The organism is Comamonas sp. 26 (genome assembly GCF_002754475.1).
In the GTDB taxonomy this organism is placed as follows: Bacteria; Pseudomonadota; Gammaproteobacteria; order Burkholderiales; family Burkholderiaceae_C; genus Comamonas.
This window is the reverse complement of record NZ_PEFL01000002.1, coordinates 557,730-580,293: the sequence shown is the minus strand read 5'-3', so window position 1 is coordinate 580,293 and position 22,564 is coordinate 557,730. Positions and strand designations below refer to the sequence as shown.

Sequence of the window (22,564 nt, the reverse complement as noted above, 5' to 3'; positions counted from 1 at the left end):
GAGCGCTATCCCCTCCGCTATACCTTCTCGATAATCAGCGCGATGCCCTGACCAACGCCTATGCACATGGTGCATAGCGCATAGCGGCCGCCCAGCGTGTGCAGCTGATTGGTGGCGGTGGTGACCAGTCTTGCACCTGATGCACCCAGAGGATGACCCAGCGCAATCGCACCACCCCACTGATTGATGCGGCAATCGTCATCCTTAAGCCCCAGATCGCGTAGCACCGCCAACCCTTGGGCTGCAAACGCTTCGTTGAGCTCGATGATGTCCATCTGCTCCAGCGTCAGGCCAGTCATTTCCAGCACCTTACGCGTGGCAGGGGCGGGGCCCATGCCCATGATGCGCGGCGCGATGCCGGAAGCAGCCATGCCCACTATGCGGGCCTTGGGCGTCAGTCCATATTGCAAGGCGGCCTCTTCATTGGCGAGCAGCAGGGCGCAACTGCCATCGTTGACGCCTGAAGCATTGCCTGCGGTGACCGATCCATCGGGACGAACCACGCCTTTGAGTTTGCTCAGCGCTTCAAGCGTTGTTGTACGAGGATGCTCGTCCTGACTTACGACAATGGCGTCACCCTTCTTCTGGGGGATGTGCACAGGCACGATTTCTTGCGCCAGATAGCCTGCAGCAATGGCTGCTGCCGCTTTTTGCTGGCTGGCGTGGGCCATGCGATCTTGCGCCTCGCGTTCAATCTTGAAATCGTCAGCGACGTTTTCAGCCGTATCTGGCATGGAGTCCACTCCATGCAGGGCTTTCATTTGTTTGTTGATGAAGCGCCAGCCAATGGTGGTGTCATAAATCGCGTTATTGCGGCTGAAGGCGGAATCAGCCTTGGGCATGACGAATGGCGCGCGGCTCATGCTTTCCACACCGCCTGCAATCATTAGTCTTGCTTCTCCTGATTTGATAGCGCGTGCCGCCGTACCTACGGCGTCTAGCCCCGATCCACAGAGTCGATTGATCGTGGCACCGGGTACATCCACGGGCAGGCCCGCCAGCAGAGATGCCATATGGGCCACATTGCGGTTGTCTTCGCCGGCCTGGTTGGCGCAGCCATAGATCACGTCGGTCACGGCCTTCCAGTCCACACCCGGATTGCGCTCCATCAATGCCTTGATGGGAATTGCGGCCAAGTCATCCGTGCGTATGGATGACAGTGCGCCGCCGTAGCGGCCGATGGGGGTGCGAATGGCGTCGCAGATAAAAGCGTGTGGCTGGCTCATTCCATGTCTCCATTACTCAGATTTGACTGGCGTAGTTTGTCCGCATCAGTCTAGGCACGTGATGGTGGCTTTGGCGCCACCTCTGTGACAGTGATGATTTCTTGGCTTGTGGCGATCGCCGCGTGCGCATTGCCGCGCTGCGCCAGATAATTGCTGGGTACTACAGCTCATCATCATGGCCCGTCTTCCCCGTCTAACGCTGGCAAACATGCCGCACCACATCATTCAGCGCGGCAATAACAGCGGCGAGATTTTTGTGGATGCGCAGGACCGCCTTACCATGCTGGACCTGATGCGCGAGATGGCGCGGCGTTTTGATGTCGATGTGCATGCTTATGTGCTCATGCCCAATCACTTTCACCTGCTGCTGACGCCCAAGACAGAGCAGGGCGTTCCCCAGTTCATGCAGGCGCTGGGGCGTAGCTATGTGCGCTACTTCAATAACCGCCATGGGCGCACCGGCACCTTGTGGGAAGGGCGCTACCGTGGCACCTTGCTGCAGGCTGAGCAATGGCTACTGCCCACGATGGTGTCCATAGATTTAAACCCCGTGCGTGCGGGGCTGGTGCACCGGGCATTGGACTGGCCCTGGTCCAGCTATGCGCATAACGCGGGCATTCAGCACGATGGACTCATCAGCCCGCACGCGCTTTTTTGGGTGCTGGGTAACACTCCGTTTGCGCGCGATGCTGCTTATGTCAAAGCGGTGGAAGCCGGGCTTGATCGAGACACCCAGGAGCAGATCAGCCACGCTGCCCTGCGTGGATGGGCCCTGGGTGAGCCTGAATTTATTGAAAATTTGCAACAAAAAACCGAGCGCCGGGTCATGCGACAGAAGGCCGGCAGGCCGCCTGCACGCACAGCTTTGGTGCGCGAGAGTCAAAGCTAAATTTCTATCTCTTTGTTTTTATTGGATGATCGGGTTTAATTTATATATGTCCCCAATTAAATCCAAATAAAAATAGTCTGAAATTAATTAGTGTCTGACCCTAATTAAAATTTATTGCATAACTCTATGCCCTGTCGTAATCTTGCATTCCCCGCGATTGATATAAGAGGATTCCCCCATGACGACGGCTGCCGAGATCAAGCATCTCCAAGACCACGGTCTGTATTCCAAGTCCAACGAGCATGACGCTTGTGGTCTGGGTTTTGTGGCACATATCAAGGGCCAGAAGCGTCATGACATCGTGTTGGGCGCGCTCAAGATTCTGGAAAATATCGATCACCGTGGTGCCGTCGGTGCCGATCCCTTGATGGGTGATGGCGCAGGTATCCTGATTCAGATTCCTGACCAGCTCTATCGCGAAGAGATGGCCAAGCAGGGTATGACATTGCCCCCGGCTGGTGAATACGGCGTGGGCATGATCTTCCTGCCCAAGGAGCACGCATCGCGTCTGGCCTGCCAGCAAGAAATGGAGCGTGCTATCAAGGCCGAAGGCCAGGTTCTGCTGGGCTGGCGCGATGTGCCGGTCAACCGCGATATGCCCATGTCGCCCACCGTGCAGGAAAAGGAACCTATCCTGCGCCAAGTCTTCATCGGTCGTGGCACCGACGTAATTGTGCAGGATGCGCTTGAGCGCAAGCTGTATGTGATTCGCAAGACTGCATCTGCCGCTATCCAGAACTTGGGCCTTAAGCACAGCAAGGAATACTACGTTCCCAGCATGAGCAGCCGTACCGTGGTTTACAAAGGCCTGCTGCTGGCCGATCAGGTTGGTGTGTACTACAAGGATCTGTCGGATGAGCGTTGCGTCTCCGCCATCGGTCTGGTGCACCAGCGTTTTTCCACCAACACCTTCCCTGAGTGGCCTCTGGCTCACCCTTACCGCTATGTGGCGCACAACGGTGAAATCAACACCGTGCGCGGCAACTACAACTGGATGCTGGCGCGCGAAGGCGTGATGGCTTCCCCCGTGCTGGGTGAAGACCTGCAAAAGCTGTATCCCATCAGCTTTGCTGGCCAATCTGACACTGCCACTTTCGACAACTGCCTGGAACTGCTGACCATGGCTGGCTACCCCATCAGCCAGGCCGTGATGATGATGATTCCCGAGCCATGGGAGCAGCACGAAGCCATGGATGTGCGCCGCCGCGCGTTCTATGAATACCACGCAGCGATGATGGAACCCTGGGATGGCCCGGCTTCCATTGTGTTCACCGATGGCCGCCAGATTGGTGCCACGCTGGACCGCAACGGCCTGCGTCCTTCGCGCTATGTGGTGACCGACGACGATCTGGTGATTCTGGCGTCTGAAGCTGGCGTACTGCCCGTGCCTGACAGCAAGATCGTGCGCAAGTGGCGTCTGCAGCCCGGCAAGATGCTGCTGATCGACTTGGAACAAGGCCGCATGATTGAAGACGATGAGCTCAAAGCCAACGTCGTCAACACCAAGCCCTACAAGCAATGGATTGAAAACCTGCGCATCAAGCTCGACGAGGTGGAAATCCCTGCGGACTTCAAAGCCCCCGTGGCCAAGACTGACCTGTCGCTGCTGGACCGCCAGCAAGCCTTTGGCTTCACACAGGAAGACATCAAGTTCCTGCTGACCCCCATGGCGGAGCTGGGCGAAGAAGGCATTGGCTCCATGGGTAACGATAGCCCGCTGGCCGTGCTGTCCGACAAGAACAAGCCGCTGTATAACTACTTCCGCCAGATGTTCGCGCAGGTGACGAACCCGCCCATCGACCCGATCCGCGAAGCGATCGTGATGTCGCTGGTGTCGTTCGTGGGCCCCAAGCCCAACCTGCTGGACATCAACCAGGTCAACCCACCCATGCGCTTGGAGCTGCAGCAGCCTGTCCTCGACTTCGAAGGCATGGCCCGTCTGCGCGATATTGAAAAGCACACCAACGGCAAGTTCAAGAGCTCGACCATCGACATCACTTACCCCCTGAGCTGGGGTCAGGAAGGCGTGGAAGCCAAGCTGGCTTCGCTGTGCGCTCACGCGGTTGACGAGATCAAGGGCGGAGCCAACATCCTGATCATCAGCGACCGCGGTATGAGCGCTACGCAAGTGGCCATCCCTGCGTTGCTGGCGCTGTCCGCCATTCACCAGCATCTGGTGAAGGAAGGTCTGCGCACCACCGCCGGTCTGGTGGTGGAAACAGGTACCGCCCGTGAAGTGCATCACTTTGCCGTGCTGGCTGGTTACGGCGCAGAAGCCGTGCACCCCTATCTGGCACTGGAAACGCTGGTCGACATCTTCAGTCGCGAAGCTGCACCTATCACGGCTGACAAGGCTATCTATCACTACGTGAAAGCCATTGGCAAGGGCCTGTCCAAGATCATGTCCAAGATGGGCGTGTCTACCTATATGTCGTACTGCGGTGCCCAGCTGTTTGAGGCCGTGGGCCTGAACACTGAAACCGTGGACAAGTACTTCACTGGCACGGCCAGCCGTGTGGAAGGTATTGGAGTCTTTGAGATCGCCGAAGAAACCATTCGCAACCATGTAGCCGCTTTCAGCGACGACCCTGTGCTGGAATCCATGCTGGACGCCGGTGGCGAATACGCTTGGCGTGCCCGTGGTGAAGAACATATGTGGACACCGGACGTGATTGCCAAGCTGCAGCACTCCACTCGTTCCAACAACTTCAACACCTACAAGGAATACGCCCAGCTGATCAACGATCAGAGTAAGCGCCACATGACGCTGCGCGGCCTGTTTGAGTTCAAGTTTGATCCCGCCAAGGCTATTCCTGTAGATCAGGTCGAGTCGGTCAAAGAAATCGTCAAGCGCTTTGCCACCGGTGCCATGTCCCTGGGCTCTATCTCCACCGAAGCCCACGCTACGCTGGCCGTGGCCATGAACCGCATTGGCGGCAAGAGCAACACCGGCGAAGGCGGCGAAGATCCCAAGCGCTATCGCAACGAGTTGAAGGGCATCCCCATCAACAAGGGCGAGACGCTGGGCTCCATCATCGGAGCTGACAAGGTCGAGTCAGACATCGAGCTGCAAGCTGGCGATAGCCTGCGCTCCAAGATCAAGCAAGTGGCTTCGGGTCGTTTTGGCGTGACAGCGGAATACCTGGCTTCTTCCGATCAGATCCAGATCAAGATGGCGCAAGGTGCCAAGCCTGGTGAGGGCGGTCAGCTGCCCGGCGGCAAGGTGTCCGAATACATCGGCGCGCTGCGTCACTCCGTGCCCGGTGTCGGCCTGATTTCGCCTCCTCCGCACCACGACATCTACTCGATCGAAGACTTGGCACAGCTGATTCACGATCTGAAGAACGTGGCGCCGCACGCCAGCATCAGCACCAAGCTGGTGTCTGAAGTCGGTGTGGGCACGATTGCGGCTGGCGTGACCAAGTGCAAGAGCGATCACCTGGTGATCGCCGGCCATGACGGTGGCACTGGTGCTTCTCCCTGGTCCTCCATCAAGCATGCGGGCGGCCCCTGGGAAATCGGTCTGGCTGAAACCCAGCAAACACTGGTGCTGAACCGCCTGCGTGGCCGTGTGCGCGTGCAGGCCGATGGCCAGATGAAGACTGGCCGCGACGTGATCATTGGCGCTCTGCTGGGTGCGGATGAATTCGGCTTTGCCACCGCGCCGCTGGTGGTCGAGGGCTGCATCATGATGCGCAAGTGCCACCTCAACACCTGCCCCGTGGGGGTGGCGACACAAGACCCCGTGCTGCGCGCCAAGTTCACCGGCAAGCCTGAGCATGTGGTGAACTACTTCTTCTTCATCGCTGAAGAAGTGCGCCAGATCATGGCTCAGCTGGGTATCGCCAAGTTTGACGACCTGATCGGCCGCTCCGACCTGCTCGACACCCGCAAGGGCATCGCACACTGGAAGGCTCAGGGTCTGGACTTCAGCCGCCTGTTCTACCAGCCCGAAGTGCCTGCCGATGTGGCTCGCTACCATGTGGAGTCGCAAGACCACCTGCTGGACAAGGCGCTGGACGTCAAGCTCATCGAGCGCTGCAAGCCCGCCATTGCAAACCGTGAGAAGGTTCGCATCATGGAAGTCGCGCGCAACGTCAACCGCTCCGTGGGGGCCATGCTCTCCGGTGCGGTGACCAAGCAGCATGCCGAAGGTCTGCCAGACGACACCATCCGCATCCACTTTGAGGGAACTGGCGGTCAGTCCTTCGGGGCCTTCCTGTGCAATGGCATCACGCTGAACCTTACTGGCGAAGCCAACGACTACACGGGGAAGGGTCTGTCCGGCGGTCGCGTGGTGGTCCACCCAAGCCATGAATTCCGTGGCTCGACAACCACCAACACCATCGTGGGCAACACCGTGATGTTTGGTGCCACCAGCGGTGAAGCCTTCTTCAGCGGCGTGGCCGGCGAGCGCTTTGCCGTGCGCCTATCGGGTGCGACGGCAGTGGTCGAAGGCGTGGGTGACCACGGCTGCGAATACATGACCGGCGGCACGGCCGTGGTGCTGGGCAAGACAGGTCGCAATTTTGCGGCTGGTATGAGCGGCGGCGTGGCTTATGTGTACGACGAAGACGGCAAGTTTGCCGAGCGCTGCAACACCGCTTCGGTGAAGCTGGAAAAAGTGTTGCCGCACGACGAGTTTGTCTCGCGTATTGACCCCGCCATCTGGCACCGTGGCCAGAGCGACGATCAGCAACTGCGCAATATGGTGGAAGCGCACAGCCGCTGGACGGGCTCCAAGCGTGCCCGTGACCTGCTGGACAACTGGGCCGCAGCGCGTGCCAAGTTCGTCAAGGTGTTCCCGACCGAGTACCAGCGTGCTCTGGGCGAGATCTTTGAACGCAAACAGAAAGCTGAAAAGGCGCAATCGCAAGCAGTGAAAGCGTTGACAGCTCCTCAAAAAGAAGCAGTGGCAGCCAAGTAACAAGGCCTGAAGCGGTGGCGGCCAGCTGCCACCGCACTGCAAGCGAACACAGATTTCAAGGAATACAGATCATGGGCAAGACCACCGGCTTTATGGAATACGAGCGCATCGAAGAGGGCTATGCCCCCGTTGCGGAACGCCTCAAGCACTACAAGGAATTCGTCATCGGTTTGACGACTGACCAGGCCAAGGTTCAGGCTGCGCGCTGCATGGATTGCGGCACGCCTTTCTGCAACAACGGCTGCCCGGTCAACAACATCATTCCGGACTTCAACGACTTGGTGTATCGCGATGACTGGAAGAACGCCATCGCTACGCTGCACAGCACCAACAACTTCCCCGAGTTCACCGGCCGCATCTGCCCCGCGCCCTGCGAAGCAGCTTGCGTGGCCAACATCAATGGCGATGCCATCGGCATCAAGTCCATTGAGCACTCCATCATCGACCGTGCCTGGAACGAAGGCTGGGTCAAGCCTCTGCTGCCCAAGCACAAGACCGGCAAGAAGGTAGCCGTGGTGGGTGCCGGCCCCGCAGGCATGGCCGCTGCCCAGCAACTGGTGCGCGCTGGTCACGATGTGACGCTGTTTGAAAAGAACGACCGCGTGGGCGGCCTGCTGCGCTACGGCATCCCCGACTTCAAGCTGGACAAGGGCCTGATCGACCGCCGTGTGGAGCAGATGGAAGCCGAAGGCCTGAAGATTCGCACCAGCGTGCTGATTGCGGGCAAGGACGGACTGGGTAAGGATTCCAAGGTCACTAACTGGGCTAAGGAAACTATCAGCCCCGAGCAGCTCAAGGCCGAGTTTGATGCCGTGCTGCTGACTGGCGGCTCCGAGCAGTCGCGTGACCTGCCAGTGCCCGGCCGTGAGCTGGATGGCGTGCACTACGCGATGGAGTTCCTGCCTCAGCAAAACAAGATCAACGGCGGCGACAAGCTCAAGGGCCAGATCCGTGCCGAAGGCAAGCATGTCATCGTCATCGGCGGTGGCGACACTGGCTCTGATTGCGTGGGCACTTCCAACCGCCACGGCGCCAAGAGCGTGACGCAGTTTGAAGTCATGCCCATGCCGCCTGAGCAGGAGAACAAGCCCATGGTCTGGCCTTATTGGCCAATCAAGCTGCGTACCAGCTCTAGTCACGACGAAGGTGTGGTGCGTGAGTTCGCCATCTCCACCAAGGAGTTCACGGGCGACAAGGGCAAGGTCAAGAGCCTGACCACCGTGCAGGTGGAGTTCAAGGACGGCAAGCTGACCGAAGTGCCAGGCACTGAAAAGGTTTGGCCCGCTGACCTGGTGCTGCTGGCCATGGGCTTTGTCCATCCTGTCTCGCCCGTGCTCGAAGCCTTTGGCGTCCATAAGGATGCACGCGGCAATGTCAAGGCTAGTACGGACTTCATCGGTGGCTACGCCACCAATGTGAGCAAGGTGTTTGCGGCGGGTGACATACGCCGCGGTCAGTCGCTGGTGGTCTGGGCCATTCGTGAAGGCCGCCAGGCTGCACGTTCGGTTGATGAGTTCCTGATGGGCGCGAGCGAGCTGCCCCGTTAATCAGGAAAATTCTAAAAAAGGCATTCTTAGGAATGCCTTTTTTCATAGCGGCCACCGCTTATGTTGAAGACGCTTTGGCAGTGTTTGATGATTATTTTGAGCAATAGCAGGCGCAAGCAGCTATCAAAATAAAGTCAGCGCAGCCATAGCAGCTGCGGCACGGCATCTGCTGCGCTCCACAAAACAGCGTTTTGTTCCCATTGCTGGCCCCAGAGCAGGGCGGTGGCGGCATCCATGCCCCAGATCAGCAGGCTATCTTCGCGCCACTGGCTTTTTGCGTCCTGGCCGCAGCCGTTCAGGTATTGCCATCCGTTTGAATCTAAGGCTTGGCGCAGGGCGGTCATGCGCTCTGCATTGGCCGCATCGCTTAAGACGACTCCCCAAGGATTGCAGGCCGTGAGGTAGCAGGCGGCTGGCGTTGATCGCTGGCTCAGCTGCTGATGCAGCCAGTCACTACGCTCACCCACGCGTAGGGTTTGAGAGGTCGCTCCCTCTGCATCCACCCGGTAGAGTGCTGCGCGGTAGGCCTGCTGCAGGGCTGGGGGGAGTTGGCTGGTGTTGGAGCTTTGTATGGGCGGCATGGTCGTGATTTTCTGAAAGCCAGCGCATGGTTTTGCTGCGCGCGGGTGACGCCGTGGCCGGTCTGCGCGACAATAGAGGATTCGGCGCTGGCGGCAGCCCGGCCTGGCTTCAGCGATGTTGGGGTAAGCGAGTGCCGTCAATGCTCCTCGGTTTTTTTCACTTCACTCTTTTCGACGCCATGAAAAAACGTACCCTGCTGGCCACCGTGGCCCTGACTGCCATTTTGGCTGCCTGCGGCAAGAATGAACCCGCATCCAGCCCTGCTGCAGCTCCTGCACCGGCTCCTGTGGCTGCTGCTACCAAGCTGGTGGTGGGTCTGGACGACAACTTCCCTCCCATGGGTTTCCGTGACGAGAAGAACGAGCTGGTTGGTTTTGACATCGATATGGCCCGTGAAGTGGCCAAGCGCGCCAACATCGAAGTGGAATTCAAGCCAATCGACTGGAACGCCAAGGAAGCCGAGCTGCTGGGCAAGCGCGTTGACGCTCTGTGGAATGGCCTGACCATTCTGGAAGAGCGCAAGGAAAAGATTCTGTTCTCCGACCCCTACATGGTGAACAAGCAGATCATCATCGTGAAGGCCGGCTCGCCCATCAAGGGCAAGGCTGACATGGTTGACAAGATTGTTGGCGCCCAGGAAGGCTCCAGCGCTGTGACCGCCATGACCAAGGACAAGGAACTGTCCGACAAGTTCAAGCAAACCAAGCTGTTCGGTGACAACATCGCCGCCATGATGGATCTGGAAACAGGCCGTCTGGACGTGGTGGTGGTGGACGAAGTCGTGGGTCGTTACTACGTCAACAAGAAGCCTGATAACTACACGGTTCTGTCCGAAGACTTCGGCACCGAAGACTATGGCGTGGGCTTCCGCAAGGACGACGAAGCCACTCGCAACAAGGTCAACGACGTGCTGACAGAAATGAAGAAGGACGGCAAGGCCGCCGAAATCGCTCAGAAGTGGTTTGGCGCTGACGTTATCAAGCACTAATCTTTTTTAGCGTACTGCACCGGCAATGCCTGGCATTGCCGGTTTTTTTTGCGACGACAATGCGGTGCTGGAAGATGGTGGTAAACACTCCCTCCGGTGCACGCCCTGTGCCTGTGGCGGGCTTTTGATAGCTGCGGTGCCACACTGAAGGCCAATTGATGGAATATGTAATCTCGCTCTTGGGGCCCATGTCGGCTGGTGCCCTTGTCACTCTCAAGCTGTTTTTCATCACGCTGATGCTGTCCATCCCCATGGGGCTGGCGCTGGCGCTGATGCGCATCTCCAGCATCAAGCCACTGAGTAGCGCTGTGGGTGCCTATATCTGGCTGATGCGCGGCACGCCGCTGATGCTGCAGTTGCTGTTCGTCTATTTCGCGCTGCCCTTTGTGCCCGTGATTGGCGTGCGCCTGCCCGACTTTCCTGCTGCCGTGGTCGCGTTTGCGTTGAACTACGCCGCCTACTTTGCTGAAATCTTTCGCGCGGGCATCAAGTCCGTGGACCGCGGCCAGTATGAAGGCGCCAAGGTACTGGGCATGACTTATGCACAGACCATGCGCCGCATTGTGCTGCCTCAGATGTGGGCCCGCATTCTGCCGCCCGTCAGCAATGAGACCATTACGCTGGTCAAAGACACATCGCTGATCTATGTGCTGGCGCTGAACGATTTGCTGCGCGTGGCGCGCGGCGTGGTGCAGCGTGACTTCAGCTTCACCCCGTTCATCGTGGCTGCGGCTTTCTATCTCCTCATGACACTGGTGCTGACTTGGGGCTTCCAGCATCTTGAGAAGAAGTATGCCAAGTATGAAGCGTGACCGCCTGTGCGGCTGCGCCGCAAGGCGGCTCTTGCCCGGCATCTTGCCGGTAGAGCCGTGCCAGTTTTCTGCGCCGGGCGCTATGGAGAGTTTGTAATGACGTCTACCTCTGACGTAATGATTTCTGCGCAAGGCATTCACAAGGCCTTTGGCAGCAACGAAGTGCTGCGCGGCGTCTCGGTGGATTTGCTGCGTGGCGAAGTGGTGGCGGTGATCGGCCCCTCAGGCTCGGGCAAGAGCACGTTTTTGCGCTGCCTGAACCATCTGGAAACCATTGACCGGGGCACCATCACCATCGAAGGTGAAGTGCTGGCCCAATCCGAAGGCGAGGCCAAGGCTCAGTATGTGAGCGATGCCGAGATTCGCAAGATCGGCCGCAAGATGGGCATGGTGTTCCAGTCCTTCAATCTGTTCCCCCACCTCACGGTGCTGGAGAACATCATTGAGGCACCCGTCATCGTCAAGGGCATGACGCGCGAGGAAATCATCCCCAAGGCCGAAGCTCTGCTGGCCAAGGTGGGCCTGGCTGCCAAGCGCGATGCCTACCCGAATCACCTCTCCGGCGGTCAAAAGCAGCGCGTGGCCATTGCCCGTGCGCTGGCCATGGAGCCTGATATTTTGCTGTTCGACGAGCCCACATCGGCGCTCGACCCCGAGCTGACCGGCGAAGTGCTGCGCACCATGCGCGAGCTGGCCGAAGAGCACATGACCATGCTGGTGGTGACCCATGAAATGGGTTTTGCCCGCGAGGTGGCTAACCGGGTGATCTTCATGGACGGTGGTCACATCGTCGAACAAGGTCCTTCGGAAGCGTTTTTCGCAGCCCCCAAGCACGAGCGGACCAAGGCATTTTTGCACAACATGTTGTAAAAACGTTACAACTGTCTATGTGATTTCATATGGCAAAAATGGCAGCTAGTGCTTTTATAACAAGCGTTGGTAGCTCCTGAAATAGGAGTGAGGGCTCTGTCAGGCATAAAGGTGTTCGAATAAACATTCGTTGATGAATGTTTACTTCGGGCTAACCCGGGCTTTTTGCCGTGCTTACCGGCACAATACTCGATTGCCATCTCTCATTTGCTCCTCACGCATGTCACCTAACGCACCCTTTGTGGAATTGCGCAATGTCACCTTTGGCTATGGTGAGCGCGTCATCCTGCGCGATCTCTCCCTGCAAGTGCCGCGTGGCAAGGTCACGGCGCTGATGGGGGCCTCGGGCGGCGGCAAAACCACGGTGCTACGCCTGATTGGCGGTCAAAACCATGCCCAGCAAGGGCAGGTGCTGTTTGATGGCCAGGATGTGACCACCATGGATGCCGCCCAGCTCTACGCGGCCCGTCGTCGCATGGGCATGCTGTTCCAGTTCGGTGCGTTGTTCACCGATATGAGCGTGTTTGAAAACGTGGCCTTCCCGCTGCGCGAGCACACGAACCTGCCCGAAGAGCTGATTCGCGACATCGTTCTGATGAAGCTGCATGCCGTGGGCCTGCGCGGTGCACGCGATTTGATGCCTTCGCAGGTGTCTGGCGGCATGGCGCGCCGTGTGGCGCTGGCCAGGGCGATTGCGCTGGATCCTGAACTCATCATGTATGACGAGCCGTTTGCCGGTCTGGACCCGATTTCTCTGGGCACCTCGGCGCAGCTGATTCGTCAGCTCAATGACGCCATGGGCCTGACCTCGATTCTGGTCTCTCACGATCTGGAAGAAACCTTCCGCGTGGCCGACCATGTGGTGATTCTGGGCGCTGGCGGGGTCGCCGCTCAGGGCTCACCCGATGAGGTGCGCGCCAGCACTGATCCACTGGTGCAGCAATTCATCAATGCCAGACCTGTCGGGCCTGTGCCGTTTCACTATCCCGGCGTCAGCGCCGATGAAGACTTTGGCAGCGGGAGGCGTGCATGAACTTTATCGCACGCATTGGCGCGGCTGTGCGCGGCCAGCTGATCAATATGGGCATAGGCGCGCGTCTGTTCTGGCGTCTGCTGACCTTGCTGGGCCCGGCGCTCAAGCGCCCGCGCCTGATTGGCGATCAGATTCATTTTCTGGGCAATTACTCGCTGGCCATCATTGGTGTTTCTGGCCTGTTTGTGGGCTTTGTACTGGGCCTGCAGGGCTATTACATCCTGCAGCGCTATGGCTCGGCCGAGGCGCTGGGCATGATGGTCGCACTGAGTCTGCTGCGCGAGCTTGGCCCCGTCGTTACAGCTTTGCTGTTCGCCGGTCGTGCCGGCACGGCTTTGACGGCTGAAATCGGCCTGATGAAGGCGGGCGAACAGCTATCTGCTATGGAAATGATGGCGGTTGACCCTGTCAAACGCATTCTGGCACCCCGCTTCTGGGCTGGCCTGATCACCATGCCTTTGCTGGCAGCGGTGTTCAGCGCAGTCGGCGTACTGGGTGGGTGGCTGGTGGGTGTGGTGATGATTGGTGTCGACAGCGGCGCTTTCTGGGGCCAGATGCAGCAGGGCGTTGACTGGTGGACCGACCTGGGTAACGGCGTGCTCAAGAGCTTTGTCTTTGGCGTGGCAGTGACCTTTGTGGCGCTGCTGGAGGGCTATGCCGCCAGTCCCACGCCCGAAGGGGTTTCGCGAGCGACCACAAGAACGGTGGTCGTCGCTTCGCTTGCCGTGCTGGGCCTGGATTTCCTGCTCACCGCAACCATGTTCAGTATTTGAGGCTGCACAGCCAGATCAAAGGTAAAAAATCATGCAGCAAAAGAAAAGCGATATCTGGGTTGGCCTGTTTGTGCTGATTGGCGCTCTGGCTCTGGTCTTTTTGGGCTTGCAGTCGGCAAATCTGCTCAGCCTGAATTTTGAGAAAACCTATCCGGTGACCGCACGCTTTGACAATATCGGCGGCCTCAAGGCCAAGGCCGCAGTCAAAAGCGCCGGTGTGGTCGTGGGTCGCGTGGAATCCATCACCTTTAACGATCAGACCTTTCAGGCCGATGTGGCCATGAACATGGAAAACCGTTATGCCTTCCCCAAAGACAGCTCGCTGAAAATTCTGACAAGCGGCCTGCTGGGAGATCAGTACATTGGTATTGAGGCGGGTGCCAGCGAAGAGAACCTCAAGGCCGGTGATCGCGTGACAGCAACGCAGTCCGCGGTGGTGCTGGAGAACCTCATTGGCCAGTTCCTTTATGGCAAGGCCGAGCAAGGCGGTGACTCCGGTGGCTCCGCAACGAATGGGGGAGCGAAAGAATGATGACGATAACAAGCCCACAAACGAAATTGGTGTCAAACAAGGCGCAAGCCCTCAAACGTACTGCGCTGGTAGCTAGCGTTTCTGCAGCGGCTTTGCTGACCGGTTGCGCCACCACCACGGCCACAGGTCCGGCCAATCCAGCCGACCCGCTGGAGTCCATGAACCGTAGCATTTATTCCTTCAACGAAGGTCTGGATAGCGCCGTTTTCAAGCCCGTCGCTACGGCCTACCAGACCGTGACACCGCGCCTTGCCAGAGATGGCGTGACCAACTTCTTCGACAACCTGGGCGATGCCTGGTCATTCGTCAACAACGTGCTGCAGGGCCAAGGCGAGGGCGCTTACAACTCCATGGTGCGCTTCAGCGTCAACACAGTGCTCGGTATTGGCGGTCTGTTCGATATTGCCAGCGAAGCCGGCATTCAGCGCAAGAAGCAGGACTTTGGTCAGACTCTGGGCCGTTGGGGCGTGCCAACCGGTCCGTACCTGATGCTGCCGTTCTGGGGCCCATCCACCGTGCGTGATGCCAGTGGCATGGTGGTTGATGCCTTCGGCTACCCTGCCAATACCATGGACGATGTGCGCTGGCGAAACAGCTTATATGCTCTGCGTGTCGTGAACCGACGTGCCGAACTGCTCACGGCCGGTGATGTGCTGGACTCTGTTGCTCTCGACAAGTACAGCCTGATACGCGATGTGTATCTGCGCTCACGCATTGGCGGCGCGGTGTCTGGCGGGGATGGTCGTCTTGAAAATTATGATGATGACAACGCCGGCAAGCTGCCACCGGAAGGTCAATAAACTGCTCTGCAGCTGCTTACAAAGAATGTCCACGGGCTGGGCAAGTGCGGTGACACTGGCAGGCCCAGGAGAGAAATCAATGAAAATTACTCGTCGCGTATGGGGCATGGCCGCTGGTGCCATGCTGGTTCTGAATCTGGGTCTGCCAGCTCAGGCTGCTGATGAAACGCCTGATCTACTGGTCAAGCGCGTCTCGGCCGATGTGCTGGAGACCATCAAGAAAGATCCTTCGCTGCGCAATGGTGATTCCAGCAAGATCAATGCGTTGGTCAACGAAAAGGTCATGCCTTATGTGGACTTCCGCCGCATGACTTCGGCTGCCGTGGGTCCTGCTTGGCGTCAAGCCACGCCTGATCAGCGCCAGAAGCTGCAAGATGAATTCAAGGCACTGCTGATTCGTACCTACTCGGGGGCTCTGTCGCAAGTGGGCGACCAGACCATCACCGTCAAGCCTCTGCGCATGGCTGCTGGTGACACCGATGTGCTGGTGCGCACTCAGGTCAATGGTCGTGGCGAGCCTGTGCAGCTGGACTTTCGTCTGGAAAAGCACCCAGAAGGCTGGAAGCTCTATAACTTCAATGTGCTGGGTGTGTGGCTGGTGGAAACCTACCGCAACCAGTTTTCGCAGGAAATCAATGCCCATGGCATCGATGGCCTGATCAAGACTCTGGCGTCGCGCAGCTCGATGCCTGCGAACGTCACTAAATAAGCGTAAAGCTTTAGTCCTCATGGCCAAGTCTGCTACCAACTCTTTGCAATTGCCCAAGGAACTGACCTACCGTCAGGGGCGTGATTGCCTGCAGCGTCTGCGACCTCTGGTCATAGGCCATGCAGACTCGCAGGTGGTGGTGGATGCCAGCGCCGTCAAGGTTTTTGACTCTGCGGCTCTGGCCGTGCTGCTGGCCTGCCGCCGCGCGGCGCAGGAAGTGGGAAAGCAGCTGATCGTCAGCGGCCTGCCCAAGGGGCTGCAGTCCATGGCCACCCTGTATGGGGTTGATAATTTGTTGCTGCCGCCCCTTGTGCCGGGCGCAGACGCTGCCATCAAGCAGGGTTAGCAGGGTTGGCTGGCGAATCCCTGTGGATCGCTAAGCCCCGCTGCGGCACAAGCGGCAGGCAAGCTCTAGAATCATGGGCTACATGCCCGCAGTCTCATTCCAATCAGTCTCCAAGACCTACCGAACCCCTAAGGGGGATTTTCAGGCGCTCAATTCCGTAAGCCTGGATATCGAGGAAGGTGAATTCTTCGGTCTTCTCGGCCCCAATGGCGCGGGAAAGACCACGATGATCAGCATTCTGGCTGGACTGGCACGCGCCTCTGGCGGGCGTGTGCTGGTGCAGGGCAGCGATGTTCAGGCCAATTTCTCGGATGCGCGCCGCAAACTGGGCATCGTGCCTCAGGAGCTGGTGTTCGATCCCTTCTTCAATGTGCGCGAGGCGCTGCAGTTTCAGTCTGGTTATTTCGGCGTCAAAAACAATGACGACTGGATTGACGAGCTGCTCGACAGCCTGGGCCTGACAGACAAGGCGCACAGCAATATGCGTCAGCTTTCTGGCGGCATGAAGCGCCGTGTGCTGGTCGCGCAGGCGCTGGTGCACAAACCGCCCATCATCGTGCTCGATGAACCCACGGCGGGTGTGGATGTGGAGCTGCGCCAGACGCTTTGGCATTTCATCGCCAAGCTCAACAAGCAGGGCCACACGGTCCTGCTTACCACCCATTACCTGGAAGAGGCCGAGGCGCTGTGCAGCCGCGTGGCCATGCTCAAGCGCGGCGAGATCATCAAGCTTTCGCCCATGAGCGAGCTGCTCAAATCGGCTTCCAGCAACGTTCTTCAATTCAAGACTGATAGCGCCTTGCCCAAGGCTGTGGCCGATCGCGCCCGGGTTACGGGCCGAATCGTGCAGATTCCTGCAGCCCATGCAGGCGATGTGGAGCAGTTGCTGGCCGCTTTGCGCCAGGGCGGCGTGACGCCTGAAGATGTGGAAATTCGCCGTGCAGATCTGGAAGATGTGTTCATCCACATCATGAATGAAGGCTCTATGACAGCAGCTGCGGCTGGAGGTGTGGCATGAACGGCTGGCAAACCCTGCTCAAGAAGGAAGTGCTGCGTTTCTGGAAGGTGAGCTTTCAGACCGTTGCAGCCCCTGTGCTCACGGCCGTGCTGTATCTGCTGGTCTTCGGTCATGTGCTCGACGGCCGCGTCATGGTCTACGACCGCATTCCCTACACCGCGTTTCTGATTCCCGGGCTGGTGATGATGAGCATGTTGCAAAACGCGTTTGCCAACAGCTCCTCCAGCCTGGTGCAGAGCAAGATCATGGGCTCGCTGGTGTTTGTGCTGCTCACGCCGCTGTCGCACTGGGCCTGGTTCAGTGCCTATGTGGGCGCGGCGATTCTGCGCGGCCTGCTGGTGGGCTTTGGCGTGTTCGTGGTCACGCTGTTCTTTGCCGTGCCCGACTTTGCCGCGCCGCTGTGGATTCTGGTCTTCGGCTTTCTGGGCTGTGCGCTGATGGGCACGCTGGGTGTCATCGCCGGACTCTGGGCCGAAAAGTTCGACCAGATGGCTGCGTTTCAGAACTTTCTGATCATGCCGCTGACCTTTCTGTCGGGCGTGTTCTATTCCGTGCATTCGCTGCCCGGCTTCTGGCAGGCGGTCAGCCATGTCAACCCGTTCTTCTACATGATCGACGGTTTCCGCTACGGCTTCTTTGGGCAGAGCGATGTCTCGCCCTGGCTGAGCTTTGCCATTGTGGGCGGAGCCTGGCTGGCCGTGAGCGCGCTGGCCGTGCATCTGCTGCGCATTGGCTACAAGATTCGTAACTGATTTCAGGATTCACGCATGGCTGCTTGCGAGACAATAACCGGTTTCGCCAGCCCTGCGCTTAAAGGCTAACTCATGACTGCAGACCAACTCAAAGACCTGATCACCGCCGGCCTGCCCTGCGAGCATATTGCACTGGAAGGCGATGGCCGACATTGGTTTGCCACCATCGTTTCGACCAGCTTTGAAGGTCAGCGCCCGCTGGGCCGTCAGCGCATGGTCTATGGCACGCTGGGCAACCGCATTGCGACGGATGAAGTCCATGCGCTGTCGATGAAGACATTTACGCCCGCTGAGTGGGCTGCTGCCCAGGCCTGAGGTCAGCAAAAATTCAAATTTGATAGCTGCTAGCGCCTTACCAATATGCGCTAGAGGCGTTTTTCTTACATAAACATATCAAGGCTTGTAGCCATGGACAAACTCAAGATCCACGGTGGTCGTCCCCTCCAGGGCGAAGTGCTGATTTCTGGCGCCAAAAACGCCGCTCTGCCTGAGATGTGCGCAGCACTGCTCACCAACGAGCCCGTCCACCTGCACAACGTGCCCCGTCTGCATGACGTGGCCACCATGCGTAAGTTGCTTAACAACATGGGTGTGACGACCGAGACCCATGGCGAGCGCGGCGGCATCAGCTTTGTCGCCCCCGACAGCCTGATGCCCGAAGCCCCTTACGAGCTGGTCAAGACCATGCGCGCCTCGGTGCTGGCTCTGGGCCCGCTGCTGGCCCGCTTTGGCAAGGCCAAGGTGTCGCTGCCCGGCGGCTGCGCGATTGGCTCGCGCCCGGTGGATCAGCACATCAAGGGCTTGCAGTCCATGGGTGCCGTCATCACCGTGGAAAACGGTTACATGCACGCCAGCCTGCCTGAAGGCTGGACAAAGCTGAAGGGCGCGCGCATCACCACCGACATGGTGACCGTGACCGGCACCGAGAACTTCCTGATGGCTGCCGCGCTGGCGGATGGCGAGACCGTGCTGGAAAACGCTGCCATGGAGCCCGAAATCAGCGATCTGGCCGAGATGCTGATCAAGATGGGGGCCCAGATCACGGGTCAGGGCACCAGCCGCATCACTATCCAGGGCGTGGACAAGCTGCACGGCTGCGAGCACGACGTGGTGGCCGACCGTATTGAAGCGGGCACCTTCCTGTGCGCCGTGGCGGCCACCGGTGGCGAGGCGCTGCTGCGCCATGCACGAGCCGACCACCTGGGAGCGGTCATCGACAAGCTGAAAGAAGCGGGCGTCAAGGTGGAGTCTGTGCAAGGCGGCCTGAAGGTGAGCTCTGATGGCAAGCTGAAGGCGCAGAGCTTCCGCACCACCGAGTACCCGGGCTTCCCCACCGATATGCAGGCCCAGTTCATGGCCCTGAATCTGGTGGCCGAAGGCACCAGCGTGGTGACCGAAACCATCTTTGAAAACCGCTTCATGCACGTCAATGAGATGGTGCGCCTGGGCGCACGCATCATCACCGATGGTCGCGTGGCCAGTATCGAAGGCGGTAAGCGCCTGTCTGGTGCCATCGTGATGGCGACCGATCTGCGCGCTTCTGCCAGTCTGGTCATTGCCGGTCTGGTGGCTGAAGGTGAAACGCTGGTGGACCGCATTTATCACCTGGACCGTGGCTACGACCGCATGGAAGAGAAGCTGCGTGCACTGGGCGCTGATATCGAGAGAGTTTCAGAATGACGATCACTATTGCTCTCTCCAAGGGCCGTATCTTTGAAGAAACCGTGCCCTTGCTGGCTGCCGCTGGCATCGAGGTGACGGAAGACGTGGAAAAGTCGCGCAAGCTGATTTTTGACACCAACCGTCCCGATGTGCGCGTGGTGCTGGTGCGTGCGTCTGATGTGCCTGTGTATGTGCAGTATGGCGGTGCGGATCTGGGCGTGTCCGGCCTGGACTCGCTGATCGAGCATGGCGGCCAGGGCCTGTACCAGCCGCTGGACCTGCAGATCGCCAAGTGCCGCGTCAGCGTGGCTGTGCGCAATGGTTTTGATTACCAGCACGCCGTCAAGCAAGGTGCGCGCCTGCGCATTGCCACCAAGTACACCGAGATTGCGCGCAACTTCTTTGCGCAAAAGGGTGTGCACGTGGACATGGTCAAGCTCTACGGCTCGATGGAGCTGGCACCGCTGACCGGCATGGCCGACGCCATTGTTGACCTGGTTTCCACCGGCAACACCCTCAAGGCCAATGATCTGGTCGAGGTGGAGTCCATCATTGACATCAGCTCGCGTTTGGTCGTCAACCAGGCCTCGCTCAAGCTCAAGCAAGCTCCGCTGCGCCACATCATTGATGCGTTTGCGCAAGCCGTCGCCGCCAAAAACAACTGATTTTCCCCACTGGTAAATACTATGGAATTCGTAGCTGCTCCCGCCCGTCTATCAACCGCTGATGCCACATTTGAGCATGATTTTGCACAGCGTCTGCATTGGTCGGCCGACACGGACGCAGCGATCGAGCAGCGCGTGGCCGACATCCTGGCCGATGTGCAAAAGCGCGGCGATGCCGCCGTGCTGGAGTACACGGCCCGCTTTGACGCGTTGACCGCTGAATCCATGAGCGCTCTGGAGCTGACCAAGCAAGAGCTGAAAGCTGCTTTCGACAGCCTGCCCACCGAGCAGCGCGAAGCGCTGGAAGCGGCCGCCAGCCGTGTGCGCAGCTACCACGAGGCCCAGAAAAAAGCCAACGGTGAAAGCTGGAGCTACCGCGACGAAGACGGCACCTTGCTGGGCCAGAAAGTCACGCCACTGGACCGCGTAGGCATCTACGTGCCAGGCGGCAAGGCAGCCTATCCCAGCAGCGTGCTGATGAACGCCATCCCCGCCCATGTGGCCGGCGTGCCCGAGATCATCATGGTCGTGCCCACGCCCAAGGGTGAAAAGAACCCGCTGGTGCTGGCTGCTGCATACGTGGCTGGCGTAACGCGTGCCTTCACCATTGGTGGTGCGCAGGCGGTAGCCGCGCTGGCTTATGGCACGGCCACCGTGCCTAAGGTGGACAAAATCACCGGCCCCGGCAATGCCTACGTCGCCAGCGCCAAAAAGCGTGTGTTCGGTGTCGTCGGCATCGACATGATTGCTGGCCCCTCTGAAATTCTGGTGCTGGCCGATGGCACCACGCCGCCGGAATGGGTGGCCATGGACCTGTTCAGTCAGGCCGAGCACGATGAACTGGCACAGTCCATTCTGTTGTGCCCCGACGCCGCCTATATCGACGCCGTGCAGCGCGAAATTGATCGCCTGCTGCCAGAGATGCCCCGCAAGGCCATCATCGCCAAGAGCCTGAACGACCGTGGTGCGCTGATCTTGACGCGTGACATGGAAGAGGCCTGCGCCATCAGCAATCGGATTGCGCCTGAGCATCTGGAGGTCTCTAGCCGTGACCCGCACCGCTGGGAGCCTTCGCTCAAGCACGCCGGTGCGATCTTCTTGGGCGCGTACACGTCTGAGTCGTTGGGCGACTACTGCGCAGGCCCAAACCACGTGTTGCCCACCAGCGGCACGGCGCGCTTCTCGTCGCCTTTGGGTGTGTACGACTTCCAAAAGCGCAGCTCCATCATTGAAGTGAGCGAAGCCGGTGCCCAGGTGCTGGGCAAGACGGCTGCGATCTTGGCCTATGGTGAAGGCCTGCAGGGTCACGCCCGTGCGGCTGAGATGCGCCTGAAGTAAAGCCGTTTCAGCCCCCGAACCCAGCCGCGTCACAGAACGCGGCTTTTTTGTGTCCATCGTTTGCAGTTTGAAGTGTCAGAGTGGCTTTCAAGGTGTTGGATGACTCATGTCTGTGGGCTTTGCAGCGACACTGGCGGGCATTCATCCAAAAGCAAGGAGCGAGTTCATGGGTTCAAATATGGCAATGTGGCGTGTGCGCTGGTGGCGTTCGCTGATGGGGTTGTTGGTGGCAGCGGGTCTGGCGGCTTGCAGCATGCCGCCTCCGAGCGAGGGAAACCATAGTGGCAGCCAGACCGCTGTAATGGCCGAGACCTCCAGTGCCCCTATAGCTGCGCCACAAGCAGCCAAGGCACAGTCCACCTTGGGTACGCAATGGGGCGAGGGGCGCGAGTCGGTCACCAAGGCGGTGCAGGCATCACGGCTGACGCCAGATCGCCCGCTGGACATGGGGCAAATGCGCTATTCGGATGAAGACAGCATTCGCCGTGCGCTGGGTCGTGATGCGGAGCAGCAGACCAATGCATTGCTGGCCGATGGTGATGTGGAGCTGCAGCTGCTAGGCGGCAATGGTGCTGCGCTGCGCATTTTCTCCAGCCGTGGCGCCAAGGATTTTCATGTGGCCGGACGCAACGGGGAGCGTTATGAGCTGGTCTACACCAACCGCAGCAAACGCTATTACGAAGTCGTCGCCACCGTGGACGGGCTGGATGTGCTGAGCGGTCAGCCCGGCAGCATTCAGAGCGCAGGCTATTTGCTGCGCCCCGGTGAGCGCTTGGTAATTGACGGCTTTCGCAAGAGTGACCGCGAAGTAGCCGCCTTTCGCTTCTCGGCTAAGGGGCGTGCGTATGCCAACAACACACCAGCGGGGGATGCCCGCAATGTGGGCGTGATTGGCACGGCGCTGTTTGAGGTGCGACTGGATGAACGCGACCCCGATCTGCCTCGTCGCCGTGCGCCAGAGGTGGAGCTGCGTGATCCGCGTGACCCCAGCGCCTTCCCGGCCGATGGCCGTCAGTACGCACCGCCACCGCAGTACCGACGCTAAGGTGCGTGGCGTTCCTGCCAGAGACTCGACCTTATCGAGCCTTTTCTGCC

21 protein-coding genes are annotated in these 22,564 nt (G+C 59.2%); 19 read left to right on the top strand and 2 right to left on the bottom strand.

All coding sequences use genetic code 11. The features are described from left to right. Positions 1–17 precede the first annotated feature (17 nt). Positions 18–1,226 (bottom strand): 3-oxoadipyl-CoA thiolase, encoded by a 1,209-nt coding sequence (gene pcaF, locus CLU84_RS17225; protein ID WP_099738726.1) that lies wholly within the window; start codon positions 1,224–1,226, stop codon positions 18–20. Positions 1,227–1,401: 175 nt separating this feature from the next. On the opposite strand from pcaF, the gene CLU84_RS17220 reads away from it, so the two are divergent. The 3 genes from CLU84_RS17220 (at position 1,402) to CLU84_RS17210 (ending at position 8,589) form a co-directional block, all read left to right on the top strand. Beyond that, on the top strand, positions 1,402–2,115 hold the full coding sequence (locus CLU84_RS17220; protein WP_099738725.1) for a transposase: 714 nt from the start codon (positions 1,402–1,404) through the stop codon (positions 2,113–2,115). 178 nt (positions 2,116–2,293) lie between these two features. Then, positions 2,294–7,042, top strand: a complete 4,749-nt coding sequence (locus CLU84_RS17215) for a glutamate synthase-related protein (RefSeq protein WP_099738723.1) — start codon at positions 2,294–2,296, stop codon at positions 7,040–7,042. A 71-nt stretch (positions 7,043–7,113) separates the two neighbouring features. After that, the gene (locus CLU84_RS17210; protein WP_099738721.1) at positions 7,114–8,589 is read left to right on the top strand and encodes a glutamate synthase subunit beta; all 1,476 of its coding nucleotides are present in this window, start codon (positions 7,114–7,116) and stop codon (positions 8,587–8,589) included. A gap of 134 nt (positions 8,590–8,723) precedes the next feature. Here the strand turns inward: CLU84_RS17210 and CLU84_RS17205 are convergent, their stop codons facing one another. Continuing rightward, positions 8,724–9,170 (bottom strand): DUF3293 domain-containing protein, encoded by a 447-nt coding sequence (locus tag CLU84_RS17205; RefSeq protein WP_099738720.1) that lies wholly within the window; start codon positions 9,168–9,170, stop codon positions 8,724–8,726. Between the two features lie 179 nt (positions 9,171–9,349). On the opposite strand from CLU84_RS17205, the gene CLU84_RS17200 reads away from it, so the two are divergent. The 16 genes from CLU84_RS17200 (at position 9,350) to CLU84_RS17125 (ending at position 22,514) form a co-directional block, all read left to right on the top strand. Further along, on the top strand, positions 9,350–10,159 hold the full coding sequence (locus tag CLU84_RS17200) for an amino acid ABC transporter substrate-binding protein (RefSeq protein ID WP_099739097.1): 810 nt from the start codon (positions 9,350–9,352) through the stop codon (positions 10,157–10,159). A gap of 158 nt (positions 10,160–10,317) precedes the next feature. Further along, entirely contained in the window at positions 10,318–10,971 is a 654-nt protein-coding gene (locus CLU84_RS17195; RefSeq protein WP_099738718.1) for an amino acid ABC transporter permease, read from the top strand. Positions 10,972–11,088: 117 nt separating this feature from the next. Then, positions 11,089–11,841 (top strand): amino acid ABC transporter ATP-binding protein, encoded by a 753-nt coding sequence (locus CLU84_RS17190; RefSeq protein ID WP_099738716.1) that lies wholly within the window; start codon positions 11,089–11,091, stop codon positions 11,839–11,841. Between the two features lie 220 nt (positions 11,842–12,061). Beyond that, positions 12,062–12,874, top strand: a complete 813-nt coding sequence (locus CLU84_RS17185; protein WP_099738714.1) for an ABC transporter ATP-binding protein — start codon at positions 12,062–12,064, stop codon at positions 12,872–12,874. Next, positions 12,871–13,647 carry a lipid asymmetry maintenance ABC transporter permease subunit MlaE gene (mlaE, locus tag CLU84_RS17180; RefSeq protein WP_099738712.1) on the top strand — a complete coding sequence of 259 codons (777 nt, stop codon included), beginning with the start codon at positions 12,871–12,873 and terminating at the stop codon, positions 13,645–13,647. The genes CLU84_RS17185 and mlaE overlap by 4 nt, the downstream gene beginning before the upstream one ends. A 31-nt stretch (positions 13,648–13,678) precedes the next feature. Beyond that, on the top strand, positions 13,679–14,179 hold the full coding sequence (gene mlaD, locus CLU84_RS17175) for an outer membrane lipid asymmetry maintenance protein MlaD (protein WP_099738710.1): 501 nt from the start codon (positions 13,679–13,681) through the stop codon (positions 14,177–14,179). Further along, a complete protein-coding gene (locus tag CLU84_RS17170) occupies positions 14,176–14,979 on the top strand; it encodes a VacJ family lipoprotein (protein ID WP_099738708.1) in 804 nt (267 codons plus the stop codon). Before mlaD ends, CLU84_RS17170 begins: the two co-directional genes overlap by 4 nt. Positions 14,980–15,058: 79 nt before the next feature. Further along, positions 15,059–15,688 carry a phospholipid-binding protein MlaC gene (locus CLU84_RS17165; RefSeq protein ID WP_099738707.1) on the top strand — a complete coding sequence of 210 codons (630 nt, stop codon included), beginning with the start codon at positions 15,059–15,061 and terminating at the stop codon, positions 15,686–15,688. A 19-nt stretch (positions 15,689–15,707) separates the two neighbouring features. Further along, positions 15,708–16,034, top strand: a complete 327-nt coding sequence (locus CLU84_RS17160) for a lipid asymmetry maintenance protein MlaB (RefSeq protein ID WP_099738705.1) — start codon at positions 15,708–15,710, stop codon at positions 16,032–16,034. 82 nt (positions 16,035–16,116) lie between these two features. Beyond that, a complete protein-coding gene (locus tag CLU84_RS17155) occupies positions 16,117–17,052 on the top strand; it encodes an ABC transporter ATP-binding protein (protein WP_099739095.1) in 936 nt (311 codons plus the stop codon). After that, positions 17,049–17,804, top strand: a complete 756-nt coding sequence (locus tag CLU84_RS17150; protein WP_099738703.1) for an ABC transporter permease — start codon at positions 17,049–17,051, stop codon at positions 17,802–17,804. Before CLU84_RS17155 ends, CLU84_RS17150 begins: the two co-directional genes overlap by 4 nt. A gap of 72 nt (positions 17,805–17,876) precedes the next feature. Next, positions 17,877–18,119 (top strand): BolA family protein, encoded by a 243-nt coding sequence (locus tag CLU84_RS17145; RefSeq protein ID WP_099738702.1) that lies wholly within the window; start codon positions 17,877–17,879, stop codon positions 18,117–18,119. 93 nt (positions 18,120–18,212) lie between these two features. Next, a complete protein-coding gene (gene murA / locus CLU84_RS17140; protein WP_099738700.1) occupies positions 18,213–19,484 on the top strand; it encodes a UDP-N-acetylglucosamine 1-carboxyvinyltransferase in 1,272 nt (423 codons plus the stop codon). After that, positions 19,481–20,131, top strand: a complete 651-nt coding sequence (gene hisG / locus CLU84_RS17135; RefSeq protein ID WP_099738698.1) for an ATP phosphoribosyltransferase — start codon at positions 19,481–19,483, stop codon at positions 20,129–20,131. Before murA ends, hisG begins: the two co-directional genes overlap by 4 nt. Positions 20,132–20,152: 21 nt before the next feature. Then, positions 20,153–21,469, top strand: coding sequence for a histidinol dehydrogenase (gene hisD / locus CLU84_RS17130; protein ID WP_099738697.1), 1,317 nt, complete (start codon positions 20,153–20,155; stop codon positions 21,467–21,469). Between the two features lie 166 nt (positions 21,470–21,635). Next, positions 21,636–22,514 (top strand): hypothetical protein, encoded by an 879-nt coding sequence (locus CLU84_RS17125; protein ID WP_099739093.1) that lies wholly within the window; start codon positions 21,636–21,638, stop codon positions 22,512–22,514. The last annotated feature ends 50 nt before the right edge of the window (positions 22,515–22,564 follow it).